This window comes from Pontibacter arcticus (genome assembly GCF_003284895.1).
Taxonomy (GTDB): Bacteria; Bacteroidota; Bacteroidia; order Cytophagales; family Hymenobacteraceae; genus Pontibacter; species Pontibacter arcticus.
This window is the reverse complement of the sequence record NZ_QMDV01000001.1, coordinates 796,279-818,399: the sequence shown is the minus strand read 5'-3', so window position 1 is coordinate 818,399 and position 22,121 is coordinate 796,279. Positions and strand designations below refer to the sequence as shown.

Genomic DNA, 22,121 nt, shown 5'->3' with positions numbered 1-22,121 from the left:
CTGTTTTATTATATGAAATGCGGATTAACCAGCTTAAGCAAGAACTGCAGATATTGCGCAAAAGTCATGCTACGTGATACGCATATCGTGCTACGCAAAAATTAATACCAGCTGGCAACCAGCGTCATCAACTGCTCCAGGTATTTTTGGTCTGTCTCGTCGAAGTCGTTTAATTGATCGCTGTCTACATCCAGTACCAGTTTTACTTCGCCGTCCTTTATAACCGGCACTACAATTTCTGATTTTGATTCGCTGGCGCAGGCAATGTGCCCCGGGAATTGCTCTACATCCGGCACCAGAATAGTTTCTTTTCGGGTATAAGCAGCGCCGCAAACGCCTTTATGGTACGGTATACGGGTACAGGCAATCGGCCCCTGAAACGGACCAAGTACCAACTGGCCTTCTTTGTTAAAGTATATGCCCACCCAAAAAAAACCGAAGCCTTGTTTAAGCGCTGCCACCAGGTTGGAGATGTTGGCTATTAAATCTGTTTCGCCAGTTACAAGTGCTTCAATCTGCGGAAGCAACGTTTTATACTTTTCCTCTTTGCTGAGGCTTTGGTCTACAATAAGTGATTCTGCCACGATTATATGATTTGAAGAGTTGAAAATTAGGAAATGTCTATATGTGCTGCGTTAGGATTTATTTTGATAATGAAATAATACATCGCTGCCCAGTTGTTGCGTTTGTGTTAATGTTCCGCCTTTCATTACTGGTGCTTCGATGCCTTGCCCTAATGCGTTAGTTATACTTTTGAAAACCATTGCTTCGTCCCATAGGCCGGCTTCTATAAAGCTGTTCAGCAAAAAAGGCCCGCCCTCCACGAGTACCGACAAAACATTACGCTGATAGAGGTCCTGTAAAATCTGTGGTAAAAGCGGTTCGTTTTCCTGTAGTCTTACAAAGTATAAATTTTCCTGCTCTTCCTGCTTTTTGTAATTGTATACTACCGTTGGCTGGCTTTTATCGAACAGGTGGAGGTTAGTCAGTAACTGTAGTTGCCTGTCAATCACAATGCGTAACGGGTTTTTGCCGCTCCAGTGCCGCGTGGTTAACCTGGGGTTATCAAACTGAGCCGTTCGGGTACCCACCATAATCGCTTGTTCTTCGGTGCGCCACTTATGCACCAGCCGTTGCGCCAGAGGCCCGCTGATCTGTACCTGCTCGCAAGCAGGGCCAGCTACAAAACCATCGGTTGTTTCGGCCCATTTCAAAAGTATAAACGGGCGCTTTTGGGTATGAAATAAAAAGAAGCGCTTGTTTAACTCCAGGCCTTGCTGCTCCAATACGCCGGTTTTTACGATTGCGCCAGCGTCTTGTAGTTTTTTAATGCCTCGGCCGGCTACCAACGGGTTAGGGTCTGTGTTGCAGATGATCACATCCTTTACACCATACTTTATCAGCAGATCGGCGCAAGGCGGTGTTTTACCGAAATGCGAGCAAGGCTCCAGCGTAACATATACTTTGCTTTCCGGCAACAAACTTTTATCCTGAACGGCGGCAATGGCATTCACTTCAGCGTGCGGACCGCCGTGTTGCCTGTGCCAACCTTCGCCAATAATCTGCCCGTTGTGCACCACTACGCAGCCAACCATCGGGTTCGGGTTCGCATAGCCGTTACCAAGTATGGCCAGCTCCAAGGCGCGCTGCATGTAGATTTCGTTTATCAATTCAGTTCCAGATTAATTTGAGTGAACCTATAGGGCTAAGTTAAACTATACTTAACTCAGAACTCGTAATTCTGAACTCATAACTCAAAATGAGTTATTTTTGCAAAGATACCTAAAACAACTATACACGTGGCTACAGTTCAGGAGATGCGGGAACGCATCCGGCAAAGTATAAATACCGCCTACCCCGAACCGGAGGCTGGCAGCATCGCGCAACTGGTACTGGAAGCAGTACTGCAGCAAAACCGCATAGACCTAACGCTGAATACAAATAAAGATGTAACAGCCGCGCAGGAACAACAGGTGCTGAAAGCCATCAGCCGTTTGCAGAAACACGAACCGGTACAATATGTTTTAGGCCTGGCTCATTTCTATGACCTCGAGCTGTATGTAGACGAACGCGTACTAATCCCAAGGCCGGAAACGGAAGAGTTGGTACACCTGGTTATCAAAGAACATAAGCACGCACAAAACCTGCGCATACTTGATATTTGCACCGGAAGCGGTTGTATTCCGTTGGCGTTGGCGGCTAACCTGCATACTTCGGAAGTATATGGTCTGGAGATATCGGAAGGTGCGCTGGAAGTAGCCAAAATTAACGCTGCTAAGTATAAATTACCGGTAACGTGGCTGCAGCAGGATGTTTTTGAGCCGATTGAAAGTATAAATCCGGGCTCTTTAGATATCATCACCAGCAACCCGCCTTATGTGCTCGAAGAAGAAAAACAGCTGATGCGCGAAAATGTACTGGATTTTGAGCCGCATCTCGCTCTATTTGTGCCCGATACCGAACCGCTAAAATATTACACCAGAATTGCCAAAGCAGGTTTCGGGTTACTGCGCGCAGGCGGGAAATTATACTTTGAGATTAACGAGCGTTACGGCGACGCTGTACGGACAGCACTGTTGCAGGCAGGGTTTGCAGAAGCGGTTATCATCCAGGATATGTTTGATAAAGAACGTATTGTGCGGGCTGTGAAGTAGTTATTTATACTTTATAACTGTATTCTCTTTCCGGATTTGGATTTATTTATACTTTAAAATTGTACTTTTGCGGAGCGATTGATTTTATACTTTCCAATCAGACGCAAAACGCAGTGAGTAGCTAACATCAAACTTAATAAGAAGTGTCAAAAGGTAAAATAGTAGTAACAGGTGGCGCAGGCTATATTGGTTCCCATACCGTTGTGGAGCTGGTTGAGGCGGGATACGAGCCCATCATTATCGATAATTTCTCGAATACAGAAGAGCGTTCGCTGGAAGGCATTGCATCTATTCTAGGCCGCAGCGTTACCTGCCATCGCATTGATTGTACTGATGTCTCGGCCATGCGAACTGTGTTTCAGCAGGAACAAAACATTGCAGGTGTTATTCATTTTGCAGCATTTAAGGCAGTAGGAGAGTCGGTGGCAGAGCCGATGAAGTATTACCACAACAACGTGGGCTCCCTGGTAGCGCTGCTGCAGGTAATGCAGGAAACAAATGTAACAAACCTGGTATTCTCGTCGTCGTGCACCGTGTATGGTATACCGGAGCAATTACCGGTAACCGAAGAAACGCCTGTACAGAAAGCGAACTCGCCGTACGGCAACACCAAAAAAGTATGCGAAGATATTTTAACGGACCTGGCTGTTAGCGGAAGCGAAGTGAGAAGTATAGCCTTGCGTTATTTTAATCCGGTTGGCGCACATCCGTCTGCTAAAATTGGCGAATTGCCGCTTGGCGTACCCAATAACCTGGTTCCGTTTATCACCCAGACAGCAGCAGGCATACGCGAGCAGCTCACCATTTTTGGGGAAGATTATGACACGCCGGACGGCACCTGCATCCGCGATTATGTACATGTAGTAGATTTGGCCAAAGCGCACGTAGTCGCTATTGATAGGTTATTACAAGGCAAAGCAGAACCGATCGAGTTTTACAATATCGGCACCGGCACCGGCAACACCGTGCTGGAAGCGATAAAAGCATTCGAAAGTGCCTCAGGCATTCAACTGAATTATAAAGTAGGCCCGCGCCGCGCCGGCGATGTGCCTAAGATATATGCCGATGTAACCAAGGCAACCGAAGTATTGGGCTTCCGGACAACTTCTACCTTAGAAGAAGCCATGCTGAGCGCCTGGAACTGGCAATTACAACTACAGAAGTAAAGTATAAAGTATAGATCATGAAGATATTAATTACAGGCGGGGCCGGCTTTATAGGTTCGCATGTGGTACGTTTGTTTGTAACCAAGTACCCGAACTACCAGATCTTTAACCTCGATAAACTGACGTATGCCGGTAACCTGGCTAACCTGACGGACATCGAAAACAGCGAAAACTATACTTTCCTGAAAGGCGACATTACAGATGCAGCTTATATAAACGGGATTTTTTCAGAGTATAAATTTGATGCAGTTATACACCTGGCCGCCGAGTCGCATGTAGACCGCTCGATTACAGACCCGCTGGCTTTTGTTTACACCAACGTGATCGGCACGGTAAACCTGCTGAACACGGCGCGCCAGCACTGGGCTGATAACATGAAAGAGCATCTGTTCTACCATATTTCTACGGATGAAGTATATGGCTCTTTAGGTGAAGAAGGCTTGTTTACAGAAGAAACCGCCTATGATCCGCGTTCGCCTTATTCCGCTTCTAAAGCAAGTTCTGATCATTTTGTGCGAGCCTACTTTCATACGTATGGCTTGCCGGTTAAACTATCGAACTGCTCCAATAACTACGGCCCGAACCACTTCCCGGAAAAGCTTATTCCGCTGGCCATCTACAATATCAAAAATAACCGCCCGGTACCTGTCTACGGCAAAGGCGATAACATCCGCGACTGGCTGTATGTACTGGACCATGCCCGTGCCATTGATACTATTTTCCATGAAGGCAAACTAGGCGAAACCTATAACATTGGTGGCATAAACGAGTGGAAAAACCTGGACCTGATCAAGATGCTGTGCGATGTGATGGATGAGAAACTGGGCAGAGAAGCAGGTGAATCGCGTAAGCTGATTACGTTTGTAAAAGACCGCGCCGGACACGACATGCGCTATGCCATTGATGCCTCCAAACTGGTAAACGAACTGGGCTGGAACCCATCTGTAACCTTTGAAGAAGGCCTGAGCAAAACGGTAGACTGGTACCTGCAAAACACCGAATGGCTGGATAATGTAACATCAGGCAACTACCAGAGCTACTACGAACAGCAATACGAGCAGCGTTAAGGTATAACTTCAAAATAAACTTCTGTAGAAGTATAAACGAAACACGAACTCCATGAAAGGAATCATATTAGCCGGAGGTTCCGGAACACGTTTACACCCGCTCACTTTAGCTGTTAGCAAGCAACTAATGCCGGTGTACGATAAGCCCATGATCTATTACCCTTTGTCTACTTTAATGCTGGCAGGCATCCGGGATATCCTGATCATTTCCACACCGCATGACCTGCCGATGTTCGAGCGCCTGCTCGGTGATGGCAGTCAGATCGGGTGTAACTTTAGTTATGCTGTGCAGGAAGTACCAAACGGTTTAGCGCAGGCCTTTGTGCTGGGCGAGCAGTTTATCGGCAACGATAAGGCAGCGCTGGTATTAGGCGATAATATTTTCTACGGATCAGGGATGAGCAAGCTGCTGCAGGCTAACAACGATCCGGATGGCGGTGTGGTGTTTGCATACCACGTAAATGATCCGGAGCGTTACGGCGTGGTAGAGTTTGATGATACGAATAAGGCCATTTCTATTGAGGAAAAACCCGTTCAGCCAAAATCAAACTACGCAGTGCCGGGTTTATACTTCTATGATAACGATGTGGTAGAAATTGCAAAGAACCTGCAGCCAAGCGCACGCGGTGAGTATGAGATTACGGACGTAAACAAATACTACCTGGAGAAAGGCAAGCTTAAAGTTGGCATCCTAGACCGTGGTACTGCCTGGCTCGATACCGGTACCATCCAATCGCTGATGCAGGCTGCTACCTTTGTACAGGTAATAGAAGAGCGCCAGGGCCTAAAGATCGGTTCTATTGAAGAAGTAGCCTACCGTATGGGCTTTATTGATGCAGCGCAATTACAGCGTATCGCAGAGCCGCTGCGCAAAAGCGGTTACGGTGATTACTTATTGCATATTCTGAAGTAATACCTATCAAGTATAAAGTATAAAAAGTAAAGCCCGGCAGTGCATCTGTCCGGGCTTTACTTTTTATACTTCAAGCTGTACTTCTAAAGTATAAATCCAAGCCCCAAGCCTGTAAGTATAAGCAGCGGTGCCGGAATGCGCGTAAACAAAAGCAGGCAAAAAGTGGCTATTACAATCCCGAAATTAAGCGGTGTGTTATCGATTGGGTGATACAATTGAATGGCGGCAGCTGCTACCATCCCCGAGCTTACAGCGCTGATACCTTCCAGCGAGGCTTTCATGATTCTATACTTTTTGAGGTTATCCCAGAACCGGATCACGAAGAAAATAAGAAACGTGCCAGGCAGAAAAATACCGGCCGTCGCCATAAACGAACCTAACACCTGCCCCCAAAAGCCAAAATTACGCATGGATAGCGTACCGATGTAAGAGCAGAAAGAAAAAACCGGGCCCGGTAAGGCCTGCATAATTGCGTACCCGGATAAAAACTCTTCGCTGGTGAGGTAGTGTTTAAAATCGACAAACTCAGTATACATAAGCGGAATCAGCACCTGGCCCCCGCCAAAAATAAGGCTGCCGTTCCGGTAAAAGTTCTCGAACAACCTTACCGGTAAGCTACGTGTAGCGCCGCCCACCACAGCTGCAACCACTAATACCAGTACAAAAAGTATAAAGTTGGCCCATTGTATCTGCAGTTTTTTGCCTTCCTCAATGGGGTGTTGCCTGTACCGGCGCGCTGTAATGGCACCGCCCGCAATTAACAATATTGGTAAAACCCAGGGCGAGTTAAAGAAGTAGGCGATTACGGCAGAAACAACCATAATAGTAGCCGCCGTTTTGGTATGAATAACTTTTAAACCGATGCTATAGGCTGCATAGGCTACAAACCCAACTGCCATCGGAAGTATAAATTTCAGGAAGGAAAGTGAAATATGCTGCTCCTGCAAATATGAGATGCCCATGGCAGCGGCCGTCATGATGATGGTGGCAGGCAGCAACCAGACCAGCAAGGTAATGTAGGCCAGGTTGGGTCCGCCTATTTTGTAACCGATCGCTGTAATGGTCTGGGTAGAGTTGGGGCCGGGCAGGATCTGGCAAAGCGCATTCAGCTCGATCAGTTCCTGTTCGGTAAGGTAGCGCCGTTTGTTTACCAGTAGCCGTAACATCATGGCAATATGCGCCTGCGGGCCTCCAAATGCAGTGAGGGCCAGTAGCAATACGTCTTTCAGGAAGATGTAGGCGCGCAAACTCATGCCTAAATATAAAAAAGAGAGATGACCTGTGGGCCATCTCTCTTAATTTAGTTTTTGTAAACTCAGATTTATGCTTTTTTAAGTCCCAGTTCGATCAGGCGTTCGTTCAGGTATTCGCCTGCTGTAGCATCCGGGAAAGATTTGGGATTCTGCGCATCTATGCAGCTTTCGAGGCAGGTTAAATCCATTTCGGAGCGTGGATGCATAAAGAACGGTATCGAGTAACGCGACGTATTCATCAGCTCGCGTGGCGGGTTAACTACGCGGTGAATAGTAGACTTGAGTTTGTTGTTTGTTAAGCGCGCCAGCATATCGCCTACATTTACCACAACCTGCTCCGGCAGCGCCGTAATCGGAATCCATTTGCCATCGCGGCGTAATACCTGTAAGCCATCGGCACTGGCGCCCATCAGCAACGTGATCAGGTTGATATCGCCATGCTCTGCAGCTCGTACAGCATCGGCAGGCACGCTATCCGAATTTTCGATCGGGAAGTAATGGATAGGGCGCAGGATGCTGTTGCCATGGTGTACTTTATCATCAAAGTAATTTTCGTTGAGGCCCAGGTGCAAGGCAATGGCTTTTAAGACCTGCTTGCCGGCTGCTTCCAGTTTCTGGTACGCTTCCAGGGTTACTTCCTCAAACTCTTCAATTTCCGTCGGGAACACATTGTCCGGATATTCTTCTTTGATCGGGTCGTTGTCGGTTACGTGCTGGCCAACGTGGTAAAACTCTTTCAGGTCGCCGGTGTTGCGGCCTTTGGCGTGCTCTTTTCCTTTGCCAACATAGCCGCGCTGTCCGGCCAGGCCAGGTATTTCATACTTTTGTTTTACATCATCGGGCAAGGCAAAAAACTTTTTGGTAGCGGCATATAGCCTGGTGGTCAGGTCATCGCTCAGGCCGTGGTTACGCAGGGCAATAAAGCCGATGTTCTGGTATGCATCGCCGAGTTTTTTAACAAATTGAGTTCTTTTTTCAGGATCCCCGGAGGTAAAGTCCGCCAAGTCCAAAGACGGAACCTCATCAAACAAAATCTCGCTCATATAGGTATAATTGTAATACTTTTTCAGGTTAATATCGTGGGGCGCAATATACGCAAAAATAAAATCGCTAAATTAGCCACACTGGATAACAAAAATATAAAATGATGAAAAAAACGTACATGTTTCTTGCCTCGGCACTGGCGCTGAGCTTTACAGCCTGCGATACCACTCGCCAGACGCAGGAGGCTGAAAACCAAACCCCTACTGAAGCATTGGCTACCGGGCCAACGCCAGATGGAGCAGTTATGAGTAAAAACGGATTGCGTGTGTTTGCGTTCGACGATTCTCAGAAATATCCTGAATCGCAGCTGCGCCTGAATACACCGCCAGCTGGCAGTGTAGTAGAGCCAGGACCTGTAGAATTTAATTATTCAGTTTCTAATTTCCAGCTTACCCGCATGACCCCGCATTCCAATGCCGACCATATGGCAAACTCGCAGCAGGGGCAGCACATTCATAATATTGTAGATAACGAGCCTTACACTGCGCATTACGAAACCTCTTTCACGAAAGACCTGAAAGAAGGCGACCATGTGGTGCTTTCTTTCTTATCAAGATCGTACCACGAGAGCTTAAAGCACCAGGGCGCTTACGACCTGCGTGTAGTAACGGCTGGCCGCCCTGCAGAGCGTATGGAGTTTGATACAAAGGCGCCGCACATGTTCTACAGCCGTCCGAAAGGCGAGTATGTAGGCCCGGATACAGAGCGCATCATGCTTGATTTTTACCTCGTAAATACTGAGTTGAGCACACGTGGTAACAAAGTACGCGCTACTATTAATGGTACTGAGTTTATGCTGGAGAAATGGATGCCGCATATGATCGAAGGCCTGCCAATGGGCGAAAATACTATTAAGCTTGATCTGGTAGATAATAATGGCAATCTGATTCCTGGTCCGTTTAATAGCGTAACCCGCACATTTACCCTGAAGCCAGCTGCTTAAGTATAAATGGTTATAAAGTATAAAAGCCCGCTTTCTGCAAAGAGAGCGGGCTTTTATACTTTATAGCTAAAGATTATTTTACTCTTTGATAGGTTGCAGTTTCTTAATCTTTACTTCTGTTTTGCCTTTGTAAATCTTAGCAGCTTTGGTATCAACATGGTATAAAAAGTACCGGTGGGCATCGTAATTAATCGAGTATCCTGTCTGCGGATCAATTACTTTCTCGCTATGTGGGTAATATCTTAAGCCGGAATCTGGGTCAACAATAAATGTTTTGGTTACGTCTACCGGGTTTGGCATCTTATACGTTATGCTTTTAGGGTTATCAGGTGAGGCGGTCCAGTGCTGTTTTGCTGTCGTAGATGTTTTAAAACGCTCAAACTTATGCACAAATACAAGCAAGCTATCAGCCTGAGCCTTGGCTTCAATTTTAAACAGAAACAGTAAGGCGAGTAAAGTATAAAAGAGTTTCTTCATACACGTAACTGCTTAACGGATTATACTTTCTAAAGTATAAAATGTTCCTGATTCATCAAGTAGCTTCTACTTTATACTTTAGATCACCCTAAAACCAGAACGGCCATACTTGCTGCAAGTATGGCCGTTCTGATAAAAGTATAGGTTATATTTAGTCGCGTGGTTTATTGCCGGGGTCTTGCTGATCCGGGGTTGCAATAGAGTTTCGCATGTCGGTATCAGACTGGATGTTCTGCATTTTGTAGTAATCCATAATACCCAGGTTGCCGCTCCGGAACGCTGCTGCAATGGCCTGCGGAATTTCTACTTCGGCCTGTATTACATATGCGCGTGCTTCCTGGGCTTTGGCTTTCATTTCCTGCTCTACAGCAATGGCCATGGCGCGGCGTTCTTCGGCTTTAGCTTCGGCTACTTTTAAGTCGGCATTCGCCTGGTCAATCTGTAGTTTGGCCCCAATGTTCTCGCCAACATCAATGTCAGCAATATCAATAGAGAGAATCTCAAAAGCAGTACCGGCATCAAGCCCTTTCTGCAGCACCAGTTTTGAGATCATGTCCGGGTTCTGCAATACGGCTTTATGCGATTCAGACGAACCAATAGAAGTAACAATGCCTTCGCCTACGCGGGCAAGGATGGTTTCTTCGCCGGAGCCACCTACCAGGCGCATGATATTGGCGCGAACCGTTACACGTGCTCTGGCAACTAGCTGTATACCATCCTGCGCTACCGCTGCTACGCTTGGCGTGTTAATCACTTTCGGGTTTACCGATGTGGTTACCGCTTCAAATACATCGCGGCCGGCCAGGTCGATGGCGGTGGCTTGCTTAAACGAAAGCGGGATGTTGGCTTTATCAGCCGAGATAAGTGCCCTGATCACCTTCGGTACATTACCGCCGGCTAAATAGTGTGTTTCCAGGTCGCTGGTAGTAAGCTCGATGCCTGCTTTGGTGGAGGTGATAAGCGAATTAACGATAAGGCTGGGTGGCACTTTACGGATGCGCATGAACACCAACTCGAGCAAGCCCACCTTCACATTAGAGAACTGCGCCGTAATCCAGAGACTAACCGGTACGAAGTAAAAAAAGATGATCAGCAGGACGATGCCGCCCGCAATCAGAAACAATAAGGAGTAATCAGCCATTTGTGGGGGTTTAACTTATTTCTTCTACAATAATTCTATTTTGTTCTATTTTGATGATGCGTACTTGTGTGTTGGCGTCTACAAACTCACCGCTGGTGTGTACTTCGTGCTGGCGCTCCCTGAAAACGGCCGTGCCCGCTGGGCGGAGTGCTGAAATGGTTAGGCCTGTTTCGCCTTCGAAAAGCTCGTGTTTGTATTCGTCGTTCACGCGGCTGTTTATCTGGTCTTTCAGCGCGAACCTGGACCAAGCATTGCTCCGGAAACTATAAAAAACAGACACCACGCCTACCAGCACCGACGAACCAAGTATAACATGCCCCACCGTATTGCCCAAAGAGGAATAACCTAGCCAGATACCAACTGCAGTAAGTATAAACCCGATGATGCCGACAAAGGTAGTGCCTGGTACAAAAATTAATTCTACCACAATCAGCACAAGCCCGATAGCGATCAGTAGCATAACAGTTATCCAGTCGAGTAGCATAGGTTACAAGGCGTTATAGGTAAATATAGTATTTTTTATGTGAAGTATAAGCCTGAAAGCACGTTTTATATCCGGAGAAGCAAAAGTGAAGTATAAAAAAAGCGCCACTTTCTGAATAGAAAGTGACGCTCCACAGTATAAATTACTGCTTATTGATCAGCAGGGAATAACTGTCTTAATAAGCCTTGGCAAAGTATACGCGTTGCTTGCTTGGCTTGCCGGTCAGCATATCTACGCCATCTTCTGCAGGTGTATCCAGGGCAATGCAACGGATGGTCGCTTTTGTTTCTTCCTTAATGCGCTCCTCGGTTTCTGGAGTGCCATCCCAGTGCGCCAGTACAAAACCACCTTTGTTTTCAAGTACGTTTTTGAACTCTTCGTAGCTGTCTACTTTGGTGGTATGCTCGGCACGGTAGTTAAGCGCTCTGCTGTAAATATTTTCCTGGATCTCGTCTAACAGCGCTGGCAGGTAAGTGCCAAGCTCGGCAAACTGCTGCGTGCTTTTCTCTTTTGTATCACGACGGGCTACTTCGGCGGTACCGTTTTCAAGGTCGCGGCCACCGATGGCGATGCGTACTGGTACGCCTTTCAGCTCCCATTCAGCAAATTTAAAGCCCGGGCGTTCGCTATCACGGTCATCAAACTTCACGCTGATGCCTTTGGCTTCGAGCTCTTTTTTGAGTTGCAGTACTTTTTCGCTGATCTGGGCCAGTTGCTCTTCGCCCTTGTATATCGGCACGATTACAACTTGAATCGGTGCGAGCTTCGGAGGAAGTACCAAGCCTTCGTCGTCTGAATGTGCCATTACTAGCGCACCCATTAAACGCGTGCTCACGCCCCACGAGGTGCCCCAAACGTGTTCCAGTCCGCCGTCTTTCGTCGCGAATTTTACATCAAATGCTTTGGCAAAGTTCTGCCCTAAAAAGTGCGAAGTACCCGCTTGCAACGCTTTTCCGTCCTGCATCAGGCCTTCGATACAGTAGGTGTCCAGGGCACCGGCAAAGCGTTCGTTTTGCGTTTTTACACCGCGTATAACCGGCAGGGCAATGTATTGCTCTGCAAACGTAGCATATACTTCCAGCATCTGTTTTGTTTCAGCGATAGCCTCTTCGGAAGTTGCGTGGGCCGTGTGGCCTTCCTGCCATAAAAACTCAGCAGTTCTTAAAAACAGGCGCGTGCGCATTTCCCAGCGTACTACGTTAGCCCACTGGTTTACCAGTATAGGTAGGTCGCGGTAGCTTTGGATCCAGCCTTTGTAGGTGCTCCAGATAATGGCTTCCGAAGTTGGCCGAACAATTAGCTCTTCTTCTAGTTTAGCATTTGGGTCAACGCGCAGTTTCCCTGGCTTGTCCGGGTCGGATTGTAAACGGTAATGGGTTACAACGGCACATTCCTTTGCAAAACCTTCGGCGTTCTGCTCTTCGGCTTCAAATAAGCTCTTGGGCACAAACAGCGGGAAATAGGCATTGGAGTGGCCGGTGGCCTTGAACATATCATCCAGCACACGCTGCATTTTTTCCCAGATGGCATAACCGTATGGCTTGATAACCATACAGCCGCGCACCGCTGAATTTTCGGCTAAGCCTGCTTTTTTTACCAGCTCGTTGTACCACGAAGAGTAATCTTCGCTTCGTTTTGGCAACCCTTTGCTCATGTTTAAATATTTGTTATTGTATAATGCTACTTACCCTTGTTTTTGGAATAATATTTGCAACTTCAAAATAATAAGAAGACACATCAATCCGCCTCAAAATTACGTTAATATATTATACTATTAATAAGGTTTTGCGCTATTGTGTTTTTATCTTTGATAGAGGAGCATTTTACCAATCTTTACCAGGAAGCCCATGAAAAATATATTAACCTATACCATAGCTCCTATGCTGGCTTTACTGGCAGCAGGATGCGCCACTCCAACGGCTATGCAATCCACGGAGTACGATGATATGTATTACAGCAAAGCTGATAAAACTGTCTTTATCCAGCCTGAAGTGCAGGCAGATGAGCAGCAATACCAGGCTGAGCAAAATCAGGAAACACAATACGCCAATCCAGAATATGACGACAGCCAGGTTATAACGCAAAACTACAGCGGCGATGAATATTACGATGGCAGAACCTATGATGCCCGCGATAACTGGTATCAGCCAAATTACTCGTACGTAGACCCAAGTTGGGGCAGAAATTATGTGCCAAGCTACAGCAGCCGTTACAGCTATTTCTACAACGATCCGTTCTACGATCCTTTTTATGGCGATTCATTCTTTTATAATCCATATGGCCGCAGAGGCTATTGGGGAAGCGGTTTATCTATTAACATAGGGTACAACATGGGTTGGGGCCGAAATCCATATTACAGTTCCTGGTATCCGCATAACAATTTTTACAACGGGTATTACAGAGGTTTCTATGATGGATTTTACAGTGGCAACCCGTACTACAGAAGAAACAACTTTTATTACGATGCCCCGATTGTGTATGGCCAGCAACGCCGTGTACAGTATGGCCCACGCGATACACGAGGTGGAACAGTAGCATCTGACAGAAATACAAACCGCACCCGCACTGAACGTACCGAAGCCATACAGGCAGGCGATAGAGGCAGACCGGAACGTGGCGGCAGAAGCCGGACGCAACAAATTGTAACGCCATCCGAAAATGTTGGAAAAGAATCGCTGCCGGCAAGGCCAAGCAGAAACGGAACCTATGATTCGCGTAGCCGCCAGGGGCGTTCGGTAAATGAGCAGCAGCCAAGTGTACAGCCACAGGAGCAACGCAGCACTACACCTGCACCTGCACGCGAAACCAGAAGAACCCGCCGCCAAGAGAGCAGTGTGCCAAGCCAGCCACGCTATGAGCAGCCGCAACGCCAGATCAGAACACAGGAAAGCCAGCCAAGCAGAAGCTACGAAAGCAGACCTAGCCGTTCGGACAGCAGCCCGAGTTACTCTCCAAGTAACAACAGCAACTCTGGTAGCAGTGGCGGCGGCAGACCACGCAGAGGAAATTAACAGTAAATCCGCAAAATCCACATGATAAATAAGAAGATACTTTCGGCCAGCCTGGCGCTATTGCTAGGCTGGAGCGGAACAGCTTTTGCCCAATCCGAAGTTGATGCCCTGCGTTATTCCCGGTTAGGTATTACAGGTTCGGCACGTATACTTGGGATGGGAGGCACGCAAACAGCATTAGGCGCCGATATCTCAGCTATGAATGCAAACCCAGCCGGTTTAGGCATGTTCCGCAGATCAGAAGCAAGCTTTACACCAGCCATACAGTTTGGTACAACAGATGCCAGCACCGGAGCAGGTAAATTTTCTACTGATCGTAATACACTGGCTATTCCGAGTGCCGGTTTTGTATTGAGTAACCGTAAAGGCGATGATGATCCAAGTGATTGGCGCGGTGTTACGTTCGGTGTCAGTCTGAGCCAGATCAATAATTTTAATCAGCAGGTCAGTTATCAGAACAGATCCCAGGCACCCAATACGATAGTTGATTATTTTGCCGACCGGGCTAACAACAGACGACTTTTAGGAGCAAACGAAACACTGGGCCGAAGCCTGGACGATGAATTTGACAGCGGCTTTACCACTTACGAAGGCCTGGCCTATGGCACTTACCTGATCGATGTTTTTGAAGATGCACAAGGCCAGTATGCAGAACCATTGTATACTACTGGTATCAGCGAACAACAGGAACAAATAAAGCGCAGAGGCTCACAGAACCAGTATGATTTTGGTGTTGGGACCAGTTATAAAGACAGGTTATACTTGGGCGCATCGGTAGGCGTTGTAACCAGCTATTTTAAGCAGGAAAATCTGTTTTCAGAAAGCGGAAATTACGTAGCTACGTTTGATGCAAATGGCAATCCGGGGTTGCAAGGCCAGTATAATCTGAGCTTACGCGATGAGTTTACATCGCGGGGTACAGGTATAAACCTGAGAGTGGGTGTTATCGCAAGGCCGATAGATGCGTTACGGATCGGGGTAAGTATACAAACGCCAACAGCTTATACTTTCACCGACGATTACCAGACTTCACTAACTGCTACAACGTTAAACCCGGCTACCAACTCACCGGAAACCATTACAGAAGTGATGTTACCAGGCCAGTTTACTTACAACTTAACTACTCCGTTCAGGGCAAATGGGGGTGTGGCTGTGTTCGTAAGCAAGTATGGTTTTATCACGGCAGATATCGGGTATGTAAATTACAGCAAAGCCAAATTCAGGGAGCAGGACGATGAGTTTGTTTCTGAAAGCGACTATTTTGATGATGTAAACAATGCCGTTTCCAGCACTTCCAAATCAGCCATCAACTATAGTTTAGGTGCGGAAGGCCGTTACGATGTATTCCGTTTCAGGGCTGGTTATGCGGTTAACGGAGACCCGTACCGCAACGCTAATTTTGATGGAAAAGTAACCAGCTACAGTTTAGGAGCTGGTATCCGTTTACAGAATTATTACCTGGATGCAGCATTTGTAAGCAGCAAAGGCGAGAGTTTATACTCCCCTTACACGTTCAGCGGCGGTGGCGGCGAGCCCGTAATCGGCCTGGATCAGAAGCAGAATAAAGTAGCGGTAACATTTGGTTTTAATTTCTAGAACCAGGTTTTTATACTTCAGAAAGAGCGGCAGTTTCAGAAGAAGCTGCCGCTCTTTTGCTTTACAAAGTATAACGGCAGCTGTTCAAAAGTATGGTTTTAACCATAATCTATGGCGAAACAATATTATTCTGATAACTTTAAGGAAGCTAACTAATCTATCAAAACTATATGTATTTCAAATTCAAGACAAAGCTTTTAGCTGCCGTACTTTTATGCTTCGCGTTTGTGGCGCAGGCGCAGCAGAAAAAAGCCATAACCCTCGAAGATATTTACCAGAAGGGTACCTTCAGGGCACAGTCGGTGTATGGCGTAAACTGGATGAACGACGGCCAGTTTTACAGCTCGCAGGTACCCGACGAAAAAAACAAAGTAACCGATATTGTAAAGTATAATGTAACCACCGGCCAGCCGGTAAGCACCATCATCGAAGGCGAGAACCTGAAGCCCGAAGGCAGCGATAAAGTCATTAAATTTGATGGCTATACCTTCTCTTCAGACGAAAAAAAGGTGTTGTTCTCTACAGAAACTGAGCAGATCTACCGCCGTTCTTCCAAAGCAGAATTTTACATCTACGACATCGCTTCCAAGAAACTCACCAAACTGAGCAACGGCGGCAAGCAACTGTACGCTACTTTTTCGCCGGATGCCAAGCGCGTAGCTTTCGCCCGCGAAGGCAACATGTTCTTTGTGGATCTGGCCTCGATGAAAGAAACGCAGATCACTAACACAGGCAAATTCAACTCCATCATCAACGGTTATTCTGACTGGGTTTACGAAGAAGAATTCAGCTTTGCGCAGGGCTTCCATTGGGCGCCGGATGGTTCTAAAATAGCGTTTTATACCTTTGATGAGACCAAAGTACCAGAGTTCAACATGCAGATGTGGGGTGAGCTTTATCCGCAGGATTACAAGTTCAAATACCCGAAAGCAGGCGAAGCAAATTCGGTTGTAACCGTATCAGTTTATACTTTGGGCGATGGCAAAACCGTGAAAATGGATACCGGCAACGAAACCGACATCTACATTCCGCGCATCAAATGGACAAACGACAGCAACCTGCTTTCGATCCAGAAAATGAACCGCCTGCAAAATACCCTCGAGATTCTGCATGCTAACGCCACCACAGGCAAAGCAAATGTAGTACTGAAAGAAACCGACAAAGCCTACATCGATGTAACCGACGACCTGACTTACCTGAAAGATGGCAAGCACTTTATTCATACTTCGGAGAAAGACGGTTTCAACCATATTTACCTGTACCAACTGAATGGTAAACTGGTGCGCCAGATCACAAAAGGCAACTGGGAAGTAAGCAGCTACACTGGTTTTGATGAGAAAAACGACCGTTTATACTTTATCTCGACCGAAGTATCGCCACTCGACCGCCACCTGTACAGCATCAGCAGCAAAGGCAAAAACAAAAAGCGACTGACTGAGAAAGCCGGTACGCACAATATTAACATGAGCAACGACTTTAAGTACTACTTAGATTACCACTCTGCAGCCAACACGCCGGCAACGGTTAGTTTACACACGGCCAAAGATGGTAAGCTGATAAAAGTGCTGGAAGATAACGCCAAACTGAAAAGCACACTGGCGCAGTATAACATAGCCAAGCAGGAATTCTTTAACATGAAAACCGCCGACGGCACGCAATTGAACGGCTGGATGATAAAGCCAACAGACTTTGATCCGAACAAAAAATACCCGGTGCTGATGTTTGTTTATGGTGGTCCGGGTTCGCAGACAGTAACTAATAGCTGGGGCGGTGCTAACTATTTATGGTACCAGGTGCTGGCCGATAAAGGTATGATTGTGGTGAGCGTAGATAACCGGGGTACCGGCGCACGCGGCGCGGCCTTCAAAAAAGTAACATACGCTGACCTGGGCAAGTATGAAATTGAAGACCAGGTAGAAGCTGCAAAATGGCTGGGCACCCAAAATTACGTAGATAAGAACCGCATCGGCATTTGGGGTCACAGTTTCGGCGGTTACATGGCATTGCTAGGCTTAACCAAAGGTGAAGGCGTGTTTGCTGCCGGTATATCTGTTGCGCCGGTTACCAACTGGCGTTACTATGATAGCATCTACACCGAGCGCTTCCTGAAAAAACCACAGGATAATGCCAAAGGTTATGATGAGAACTCCCCGCTTTTCTTTGCTGATAAATTGCAGGGCGAATTATTGCTGATCCACGGCACCGGCGATGACAATGTGCATTTCCAGAACGCAGTTGCGATGCAGGATGCGCTGATCAGTGCCAACAAGCAATTCGAAAGCTTCTACTACCCGAACCGTAACCACGGCGTGGGCGGCGGCATTACCAGCCTGCACCGCTTTAATATGATGACGGACTTCTTAGAGCGCAAGCTGATAAATGCTCCGGCAACTAAAAAGAACCAGTAATAATCAAAGTATAAAATTATAAAAAGGCCTCCTGATTAGATACAGGAGGCCTTTTTTGGTTTGGGAAGTATGATTTTGTTATAACTGCAAAGTATAGAATTGAGTGCTATACTTTATAAGATGAATATGTCGCATGATAAATATGTAAAGTATACTTCCCTTGTTGGTGTTTTTACCGACAATCATACGTTAGCCTGTTCGTGCTTGCTGGTGAAAACACGCAGCAAGGGCAACCACAACCGTTTCCTTTAAATGCCAAGCAGTTCTGAAGTATAAACTCAGATAGTATACTTACAACTTCACGCAAACATTCTGAGGCTCAGTGAAGAAACGCAGCGTCTCAAAACCACCTTCGCGGCCAACACCCGAATTTTTCATGCCCCCGAAAGGCGTACGCAGATCGCGGAGAAGCCAGGTGTTAACCCAAACCACGCCTACATGCAGCTGATGCGAAACACGGTGCGCGCGCTGTAAGTTTTGTGTCCAGACAGTAGCAGAAAGGCCGTAATCGGTGCAGTTAGCGTACAGAATAACCTCTTCTTCGGTATCAAAAGGCATAAGCGTAACTACCGGGCCGAATATTTCTTCGGTGTTGGTGCGGCAGTTGTAAGTTAAGCCTTCGATGATGGTGGGCGCTACAAACCAACCGTTCTCGCAACGGCCTTCAACTTTAATCTGCTCACCGCCGGTAAGTATGGTGCCGCCTTCCTGTTTGGCCAGCTCAATGTAAGAAAGCACTTTCTGCATGTGTTGTTCCGATACCAGCGCGCCGATTTTCGTGTTCTCATCCAACGGATCGCCAACAGTCAAGGCCTGTACTTTCGCTACAAATGCATCCCGGAACTTCTCGTACAGCGGGCGCTCGATAAAAATGCGCGAACCACACAAACAGATCTGTCCCTGGTTGGCAAACGACGAATGGATGGAAGTATAAAGTGCGTTGTTGAAATCGCAGTCAGCAAAAATAATGTTCGGGTTCTTGCCGCCCAGCTCCAGCGATAACTTCTTGAACATCGGAGCAGCCGTTGCAGCAATGGCTTTGCCCGTGGCCGTGCCACCTGTAAACGAAATAACCGGAACCTTTGGGTGTGCTGTAAGTGCTGCGCCTACTTTATGTCCGTAGCCATGCACGATGTTGAGTACACCGGCAGGCAAACCAGCTTCCATGCAAATTTCAGAAAGAAGAAAAGCGGTCATGGGAGTAACTTCGGATGGCTTGGCGACCACGCAATTTCCGGCAGCCAGAGCAGGCGCAATTTTCCAGGTAAACAAGTATAAAGGCAGGTTCCAGGGCGAGATGCAGCCTACCACACCATGCGGATGGCGCACGGTATAATTAATGGCATCGGTACCTTCCATGTAATGCGCTTCCGAAGCGAAATGCTGGATAGCCGTACCGTAAAAACGCATGTTGCTGCTGGCACGTGGTATATCTACAGTCTGGGCCAGTTTTAGTGGTTTACCGTTGTCCAAAGATTCAGCTTCAGCCAGGCGGTCGAGGTTTTCTTCGATCAGATCGGCTATCTTCATCAGAATACGCCCGCGTTTTTCGGCAGGCGTTTTAGCCCACGCCGGAAAAGCCGCCTGTGCAGCTTGTACCGCCAGTTCCACATCCTGCTCACCCGAATCCGGTATCAGGGAATATACTTCGCCAGTAGCCGGGTTGTAGTTATGAATGTACTGCCCTGCTGCAGGAGCTATTAACTGGCCGTTTATATAATTATGTATATATTCCATTACAATTAATAAGTTTTTTTAGGCTTCTCCATTTACTCTCAATTCATAACATTCTTTTGTAGCAAGATTGATTTTGAGCTTAAAGTAACAGTTGCCTCCATCGCTAAACATTACAATACTTTCTCGCCAATTATCATGAAATGAGTGACAAAAGAAGTTAGCCCAGACTACTTTTTGTCCATTGCTATTTGTGACAGCTACATACTGCCTCTTGTAGTTTTTAAGTTCGATAAAGTATTTTTCTTTTTTAAGCTTATACCATGGGTAGTCAATCTTTAGTCTATTAGCAACACTATCATACTTACTATTGTATTTCTTAATGCAACCGTTAAGAACAAGTTCTATATTCTCAAAATCATCTTTCGTTAAATGAGCAGCTTCTGCATCTTTAAAAATCCAATAGTATGCTGTATCATAGGGTATGACAGCAATAGTAGAATCTAAAGTAGAATATTCTACCGATATAGATTTTTTTACTTCATTTCTGACATCACAAGCAGTACAGAGGGTTAAAAGCAAAAAAGTGTATATCAAATATTGAACTCTGTGCTTAAAAAATATAAAGTTGCGCTTAATATTATTGAACATATGCTCACTTACAAAGAACCCGTTCTACCACCATCAACCGGTAAATTTATACCATTGATATAAGCAGCAGCAGGTGAGGCCAGGAAAGCGGCAGCGGCGGCAACTTCTTCCGGTTCTGCAAAACGGCGGGCTGGTACTTCGGCTTCCATTTGCTGTTGCACATCTTCTGCGCTCTGGCCGGATTTGGCAGCTTTGCTATCAATAATAGAATAAATACGGCTTGTTTTTGTGGAGCCCGGCAACACATTATTAACTGTAATGCCAAACGCACCCAGCTCATTTGCCATTGTTTTAGCCCAGCTGGCCACTGCTCCGCGAATGGTGTTCGATACGCCTAACCCATTTAACGGTTGTTTAACGGAAGTGCTGATGATGTTGATGATGCGGCCATACTTTGCCTCTTTCATGGCAGGCACTACTGCTTTTGCCAGCAGGTGGTTCGCGATCAGGTGCTGGTTAAAAGCATTGATAAACTCATCAGAAATGGCTTCTGTTATTGGTCCGCCAGCAGGGCCGCCGGTGTTATTTACCAGAATATGTACTTCAGGGCGTTGCTTCAGGTAGGCCTGTACGCGTATGTTAAGCTCGTATGGTTCCGAGAAATCGGCTACAATATATTCGTGCTGCTGTCCGGCTTGTGTATCCAGTTCTTCTGCAGTTTCTTTCAGTTTAGCTTCGTTGCGGGCAACAAGTGTAATGCTGGCACCCAGTTGGGCCAGTTCAACAGCGATGGCTTTGCCAATGCCCTGCGTGCTTCCGCACACCATGGCGCGTTTATTTTTCAGGTTAAGATCCATAAGTAAAAGTACATAAAACGATACAAACTTAACGCGCAAAAAGCCGGAAGTATATAATCGAGCTATCAACTTTAGTCACTTTTACGTACTTTCAGGCTACCAACTTAAAACAGCAGAACAATGGCCATACAACGACCTTTCAACTTTAAGCAGTGGATAGACGAACACCGCCACTTACTGAAACCGCCTGTAGGCAACCAGCAGGTGTTTAAAGACAACGACGATTTTATTGTAATGATCGTAGGCGGCCCGAACGCCCGTAAAGATTACCATTACGACGAAGGCGAGGAATTCTTTTACCAGCTGGAAGGCGACATCGTTCTGAAAATAATTGAGGATGGCAAACCGGTTGATATTCCGATAAAAGAAGGCGAAATTTTCCTGCTGCCGCCCCGCGTGCCGCATTCGCCTCAACGGCCAGCTAATACGGTAGGTCTGGTAATGGAACGCTACCGCCGCGAAGGGGAGAAAGACGGTTTTATGTGGTTCTGCGAAAATTGCGGAAATAAGCTGCACGAAGATTTTACCGAAATAACCAATATCGTAACGCAACTCCCGGTTATCATGAACAACTTCTGGGAAGATGAGCAGAAACGTACCTGCAACAAATGTGGCGATGTGCTGCAGCCACCTGCGAAATAATTGTCTGAATCAGGATTTTCAGGATTAAAAATAATTTTCAGGATTTTTTGTCTGAACTATAATTTCTGTGATGAGTATGATAACCTACCGCAAGTTTGAGCGCAGCGGTAACTTGTGGTAGAATATAAATAGAAGTCTGAGACTTCATTGCTTCGCAGAAGCAATGGCTGCAATAGCATATACTTGGTAGTGGAAAGTAT

Annotated in this window: 21 protein-coding genes; 10 read left to right on the top strand and 11 right to left on the bottom strand. The window is 46.6% G+C overall.

The window, feature by feature from the left end; translation table 11 throughout:
• Window positions 1-101 precede the first annotated feature (101 nt).
• Complete coding sequence (locus DP923_RS03670) at window positions 102-584, bottom strand: GAF domain-containing protein (protein WP_112304435.1); 483 nt, start codon at window positions 582-584, stop codon at window positions 102-104.
• 51 nt (window positions 585-635) lie between these two features.
• Window positions 636-1,670 (bottom strand): bifunctional diaminohydroxyphosphoribosylaminopyrimidine deaminase/5-amino-6-(5-phosphoribosylamino)uracil reductase RibD, encoded by a 1,035-nt coding sequence (gene ribD, locus DP923_RS03665; RefSeq protein WP_112304434.1) that lies wholly within the window; start codon window positions 1,668-1,670, stop codon window positions 636-638.
• 129 nt (window positions 1,671-1,799) lie between these two features.
• Here ribD and prmC point away from each other — a divergent pair, with 129 nt between their 5' ends.
• The 4 genes from prmC (at window position 1,800) to rfbA (ending at window position 5,800) form a co-directional block, all read left to right on the top strand.
• Complete coding sequence (gene prmC / locus DP923_RS03660) at window positions 1,800-2,654, top strand: peptide chain release factor N(5)-glutamine methyltransferase (protein WP_112304433.1); 855 nt, start codon at window positions 1,800-1,802, stop codon at window positions 2,652-2,654.
• A gap of 143 nt (window positions 2,655-2,797) precedes the next feature.
• Window positions 2,798-3,820 carry a UDP-glucose 4-epimerase GalE gene (gene galE, locus DP923_RS03655; RefSeq protein ID WP_112304431.1) on the top strand — a complete coding sequence of 341 codons (1,023 nt, stop codon included), beginning with the start codon at window positions 2,798-2,800 and terminating at the stop codon, window positions 3,818-3,820.
• Window positions 3,821-3,837: 17 nt separating this feature from the next.
• Window positions 3,838-4,887 carry a dTDP-glucose 4,6-dehydratase gene (gene rfbB, locus DP923_RS03650; RefSeq protein ID WP_112304429.1) on the top strand — a complete coding sequence of 350 codons (1,050 nt, stop codon included), beginning with the start codon at window positions 3,838-3,840 and terminating at the stop codon, window positions 4,885-4,887.
• A 52-nt stretch (window positions 4,888-4,939) separates the two neighbouring features.
• A complete protein-coding gene (gene rfbA, locus DP923_RS03645; protein WP_112304427.1) occupies window positions 4,940-5,800 on the top strand; it encodes a glucose-1-phosphate thymidylyltransferase RfbA in 861 nt (286 codons plus the stop codon).
• Between the two features lie 83 nt (window positions 5,801-5,883).
• On the opposite strand, the gene chrA is transcribed toward rfbA, so the two are convergent.
• The gene (gene chrA, locus DP923_RS03640) at window positions 5,884-7,053 is read right to left on the bottom strand and encodes a chromate efflux transporter (protein ID WP_112304425.1); all 1,170 of its coding nucleotides are present in this window, start codon (window positions 7,051-7,053) and stop codon (window positions 5,884-5,886) included.
• Window positions 7,054-7,121: 68 nt separating this feature from the next.
• A complete protein-coding gene (locus DP923_RS03635; protein WP_112304423.1) occupies window positions 7,122-8,096 on the bottom strand; it encodes an isopenicillin N synthase family dioxygenase in 975 nt (324 codons plus the stop codon).
• A 101-nt stretch (window positions 8,097-8,197) separates the two neighbouring features.
• Between DP923_RS03635 and DP923_RS03630 the strand changes: the two genes are divergently transcribed.
• Window positions 8,198-9,040 (top strand): hypothetical protein, encoded by an 843-nt coding sequence (locus tag DP923_RS03630; RefSeq protein ID WP_239020926.1) that lies wholly within the window; start codon window positions 8,198-8,200, stop codon window positions 9,038-9,040.
• A 78-nt stretch (window positions 9,041-9,118) separates the two neighbouring features.
• Here DP923_RS03630 and DP923_RS03625 read toward each other — a convergent pair whose 3' ends face one another.
• The 4 genes from DP923_RS03625 to proS all read right to left on the bottom strand — a co-directional run bounded on the left by DP923_RS03625 (window position 9,119) and on the right by proS (window position 12,796).
• Window positions 9,119-9,517 carry a hypothetical protein gene (locus DP923_RS03625; protein ID WP_112304421.1) on the bottom strand — a complete coding sequence of 133 codons (399 nt, stop codon included), beginning with the start codon at window positions 9,515-9,517 and terminating at the stop codon, window positions 9,119-9,121.
• A gap of 151 nt (window positions 9,518-9,668) precedes the next feature.
• A complete protein-coding gene (gene floA, locus DP923_RS03620) occupies window positions 9,669-10,658 on the bottom strand; it encodes a flotillin-like protein FloA (protein WP_112304419.1) in 990 nt (329 codons plus the stop codon).
• Between the two features lie 10 nt (window positions 10,659-10,668).
• Window positions 10,669-11,142 carry an NfeD family protein gene (locus DP923_RS03615; RefSeq protein WP_112304417.1) on the bottom strand — a complete coding sequence of 158 codons (474 nt, stop codon included), beginning with the start codon at window positions 11,140-11,142 and terminating at the stop codon, window positions 10,669-10,671.
• Window positions 11,143-11,317: 175 nt separating this feature from the next.
• A complete protein-coding gene (gene proS, locus DP923_RS03610) occupies window positions 11,318-12,796 on the bottom strand; it encodes a proline--tRNA ligase (RefSeq protein WP_112304415.1) in 1,479 nt (492 codons plus the stop codon).
• Between the two features lie 193 nt (window positions 12,797-12,989).
• Between proS and DP923_RS03605 the strand changes: the two genes are divergently transcribed.
• From DP923_RS03605 to DP923_RS16865, 4 genes are all read left to right on the top strand, one after another.
• On the top strand, window positions 12,990-14,153 hold the full coding sequence (locus tag DP923_RS03605) for a hypothetical protein (protein WP_112304413.1): 1,164 nt from the start codon (window positions 12,990-12,992) through the stop codon (window positions 14,151-14,153).
• 21 nt (window positions 14,154-14,174) lie between these two features.
• On the top strand, window positions 14,175-15,749 hold the full coding sequence (locus DP923_RS03600) for an OmpP1/FadL family transporter (protein ID WP_112304411.1): 1,575 nt from the start codon (window positions 14,175-14,177) through the stop codon (window positions 15,747-15,749).
• 170 nt (window positions 15,750-15,919) lie between these two features.
• Entirely contained in the window at window positions 15,920-18,157 is a 2,238-nt protein-coding gene (locus DP923_RS03595; RefSeq protein ID WP_112304409.1) for a S9 family peptidase, read from the top strand.
• 120 nt (window positions 18,158-18,277) lie between these two features.
• Window positions 18,278-18,409, top strand: coding sequence for a hypothetical protein (locus DP923_RS16865; RefSeq protein WP_262510379.1), 132 nt, complete (start codon window positions 18,278-18,280; stop codon window positions 18,407-18,409).
• A 39-nt stretch (window positions 18,410-18,448) separates the two neighbouring features.
• Here DP923_RS16865 and DP923_RS03590 read toward each other — a convergent pair whose 3' ends face one another.
• From DP923_RS03590 to DP923_RS03580, 3 genes are all read right to left on the bottom strand, one after another.
• Window positions 18,449-19,894, bottom strand: coding sequence for an aldehyde dehydrogenase (locus tag DP923_RS03590; protein ID WP_112304407.1), 1,446 nt, complete (start codon window positions 19,892-19,894; stop codon window positions 18,449-18,451).
• 18 nt (window positions 19,895-19,912) lie between these two features.
• Window positions 19,913-20,413: a hypothetical protein gene (locus DP923_RS03585; RefSeq protein WP_125047632.1), complete on the bottom strand. Its 501-nt coding sequence runs from the start codon at window positions 20,411-20,413 to the stop codon at window positions 19,913-19,915.
• Window positions 20,414-20,490: 77 nt separating this feature from the next.
• Window positions 20,491-21,279, bottom strand: coding sequence for an SDR family oxidoreductase (locus tag DP923_RS03580; RefSeq protein WP_112304403.1), 789 nt, complete (start codon window positions 21,277-21,279; stop codon window positions 20,491-20,493).
• 120 nt (window positions 21,280-21,399) lie between these two features.
• Between DP923_RS03580 and DP923_RS03575 the strand changes: the two genes are divergently transcribed.
• Window positions 21,400-21,921 carry a 3-hydroxyanthranilate 3,4-dioxygenase gene (locus DP923_RS03575; protein ID WP_112304401.1) on the top strand — a complete coding sequence of 174 codons (522 nt, stop codon included), beginning with the start codon at window positions 21,400-21,402 and terminating at the stop codon, window positions 21,919-21,921.
• Window positions 21,922-22,121 lie beyond the last annotated feature (200 nt).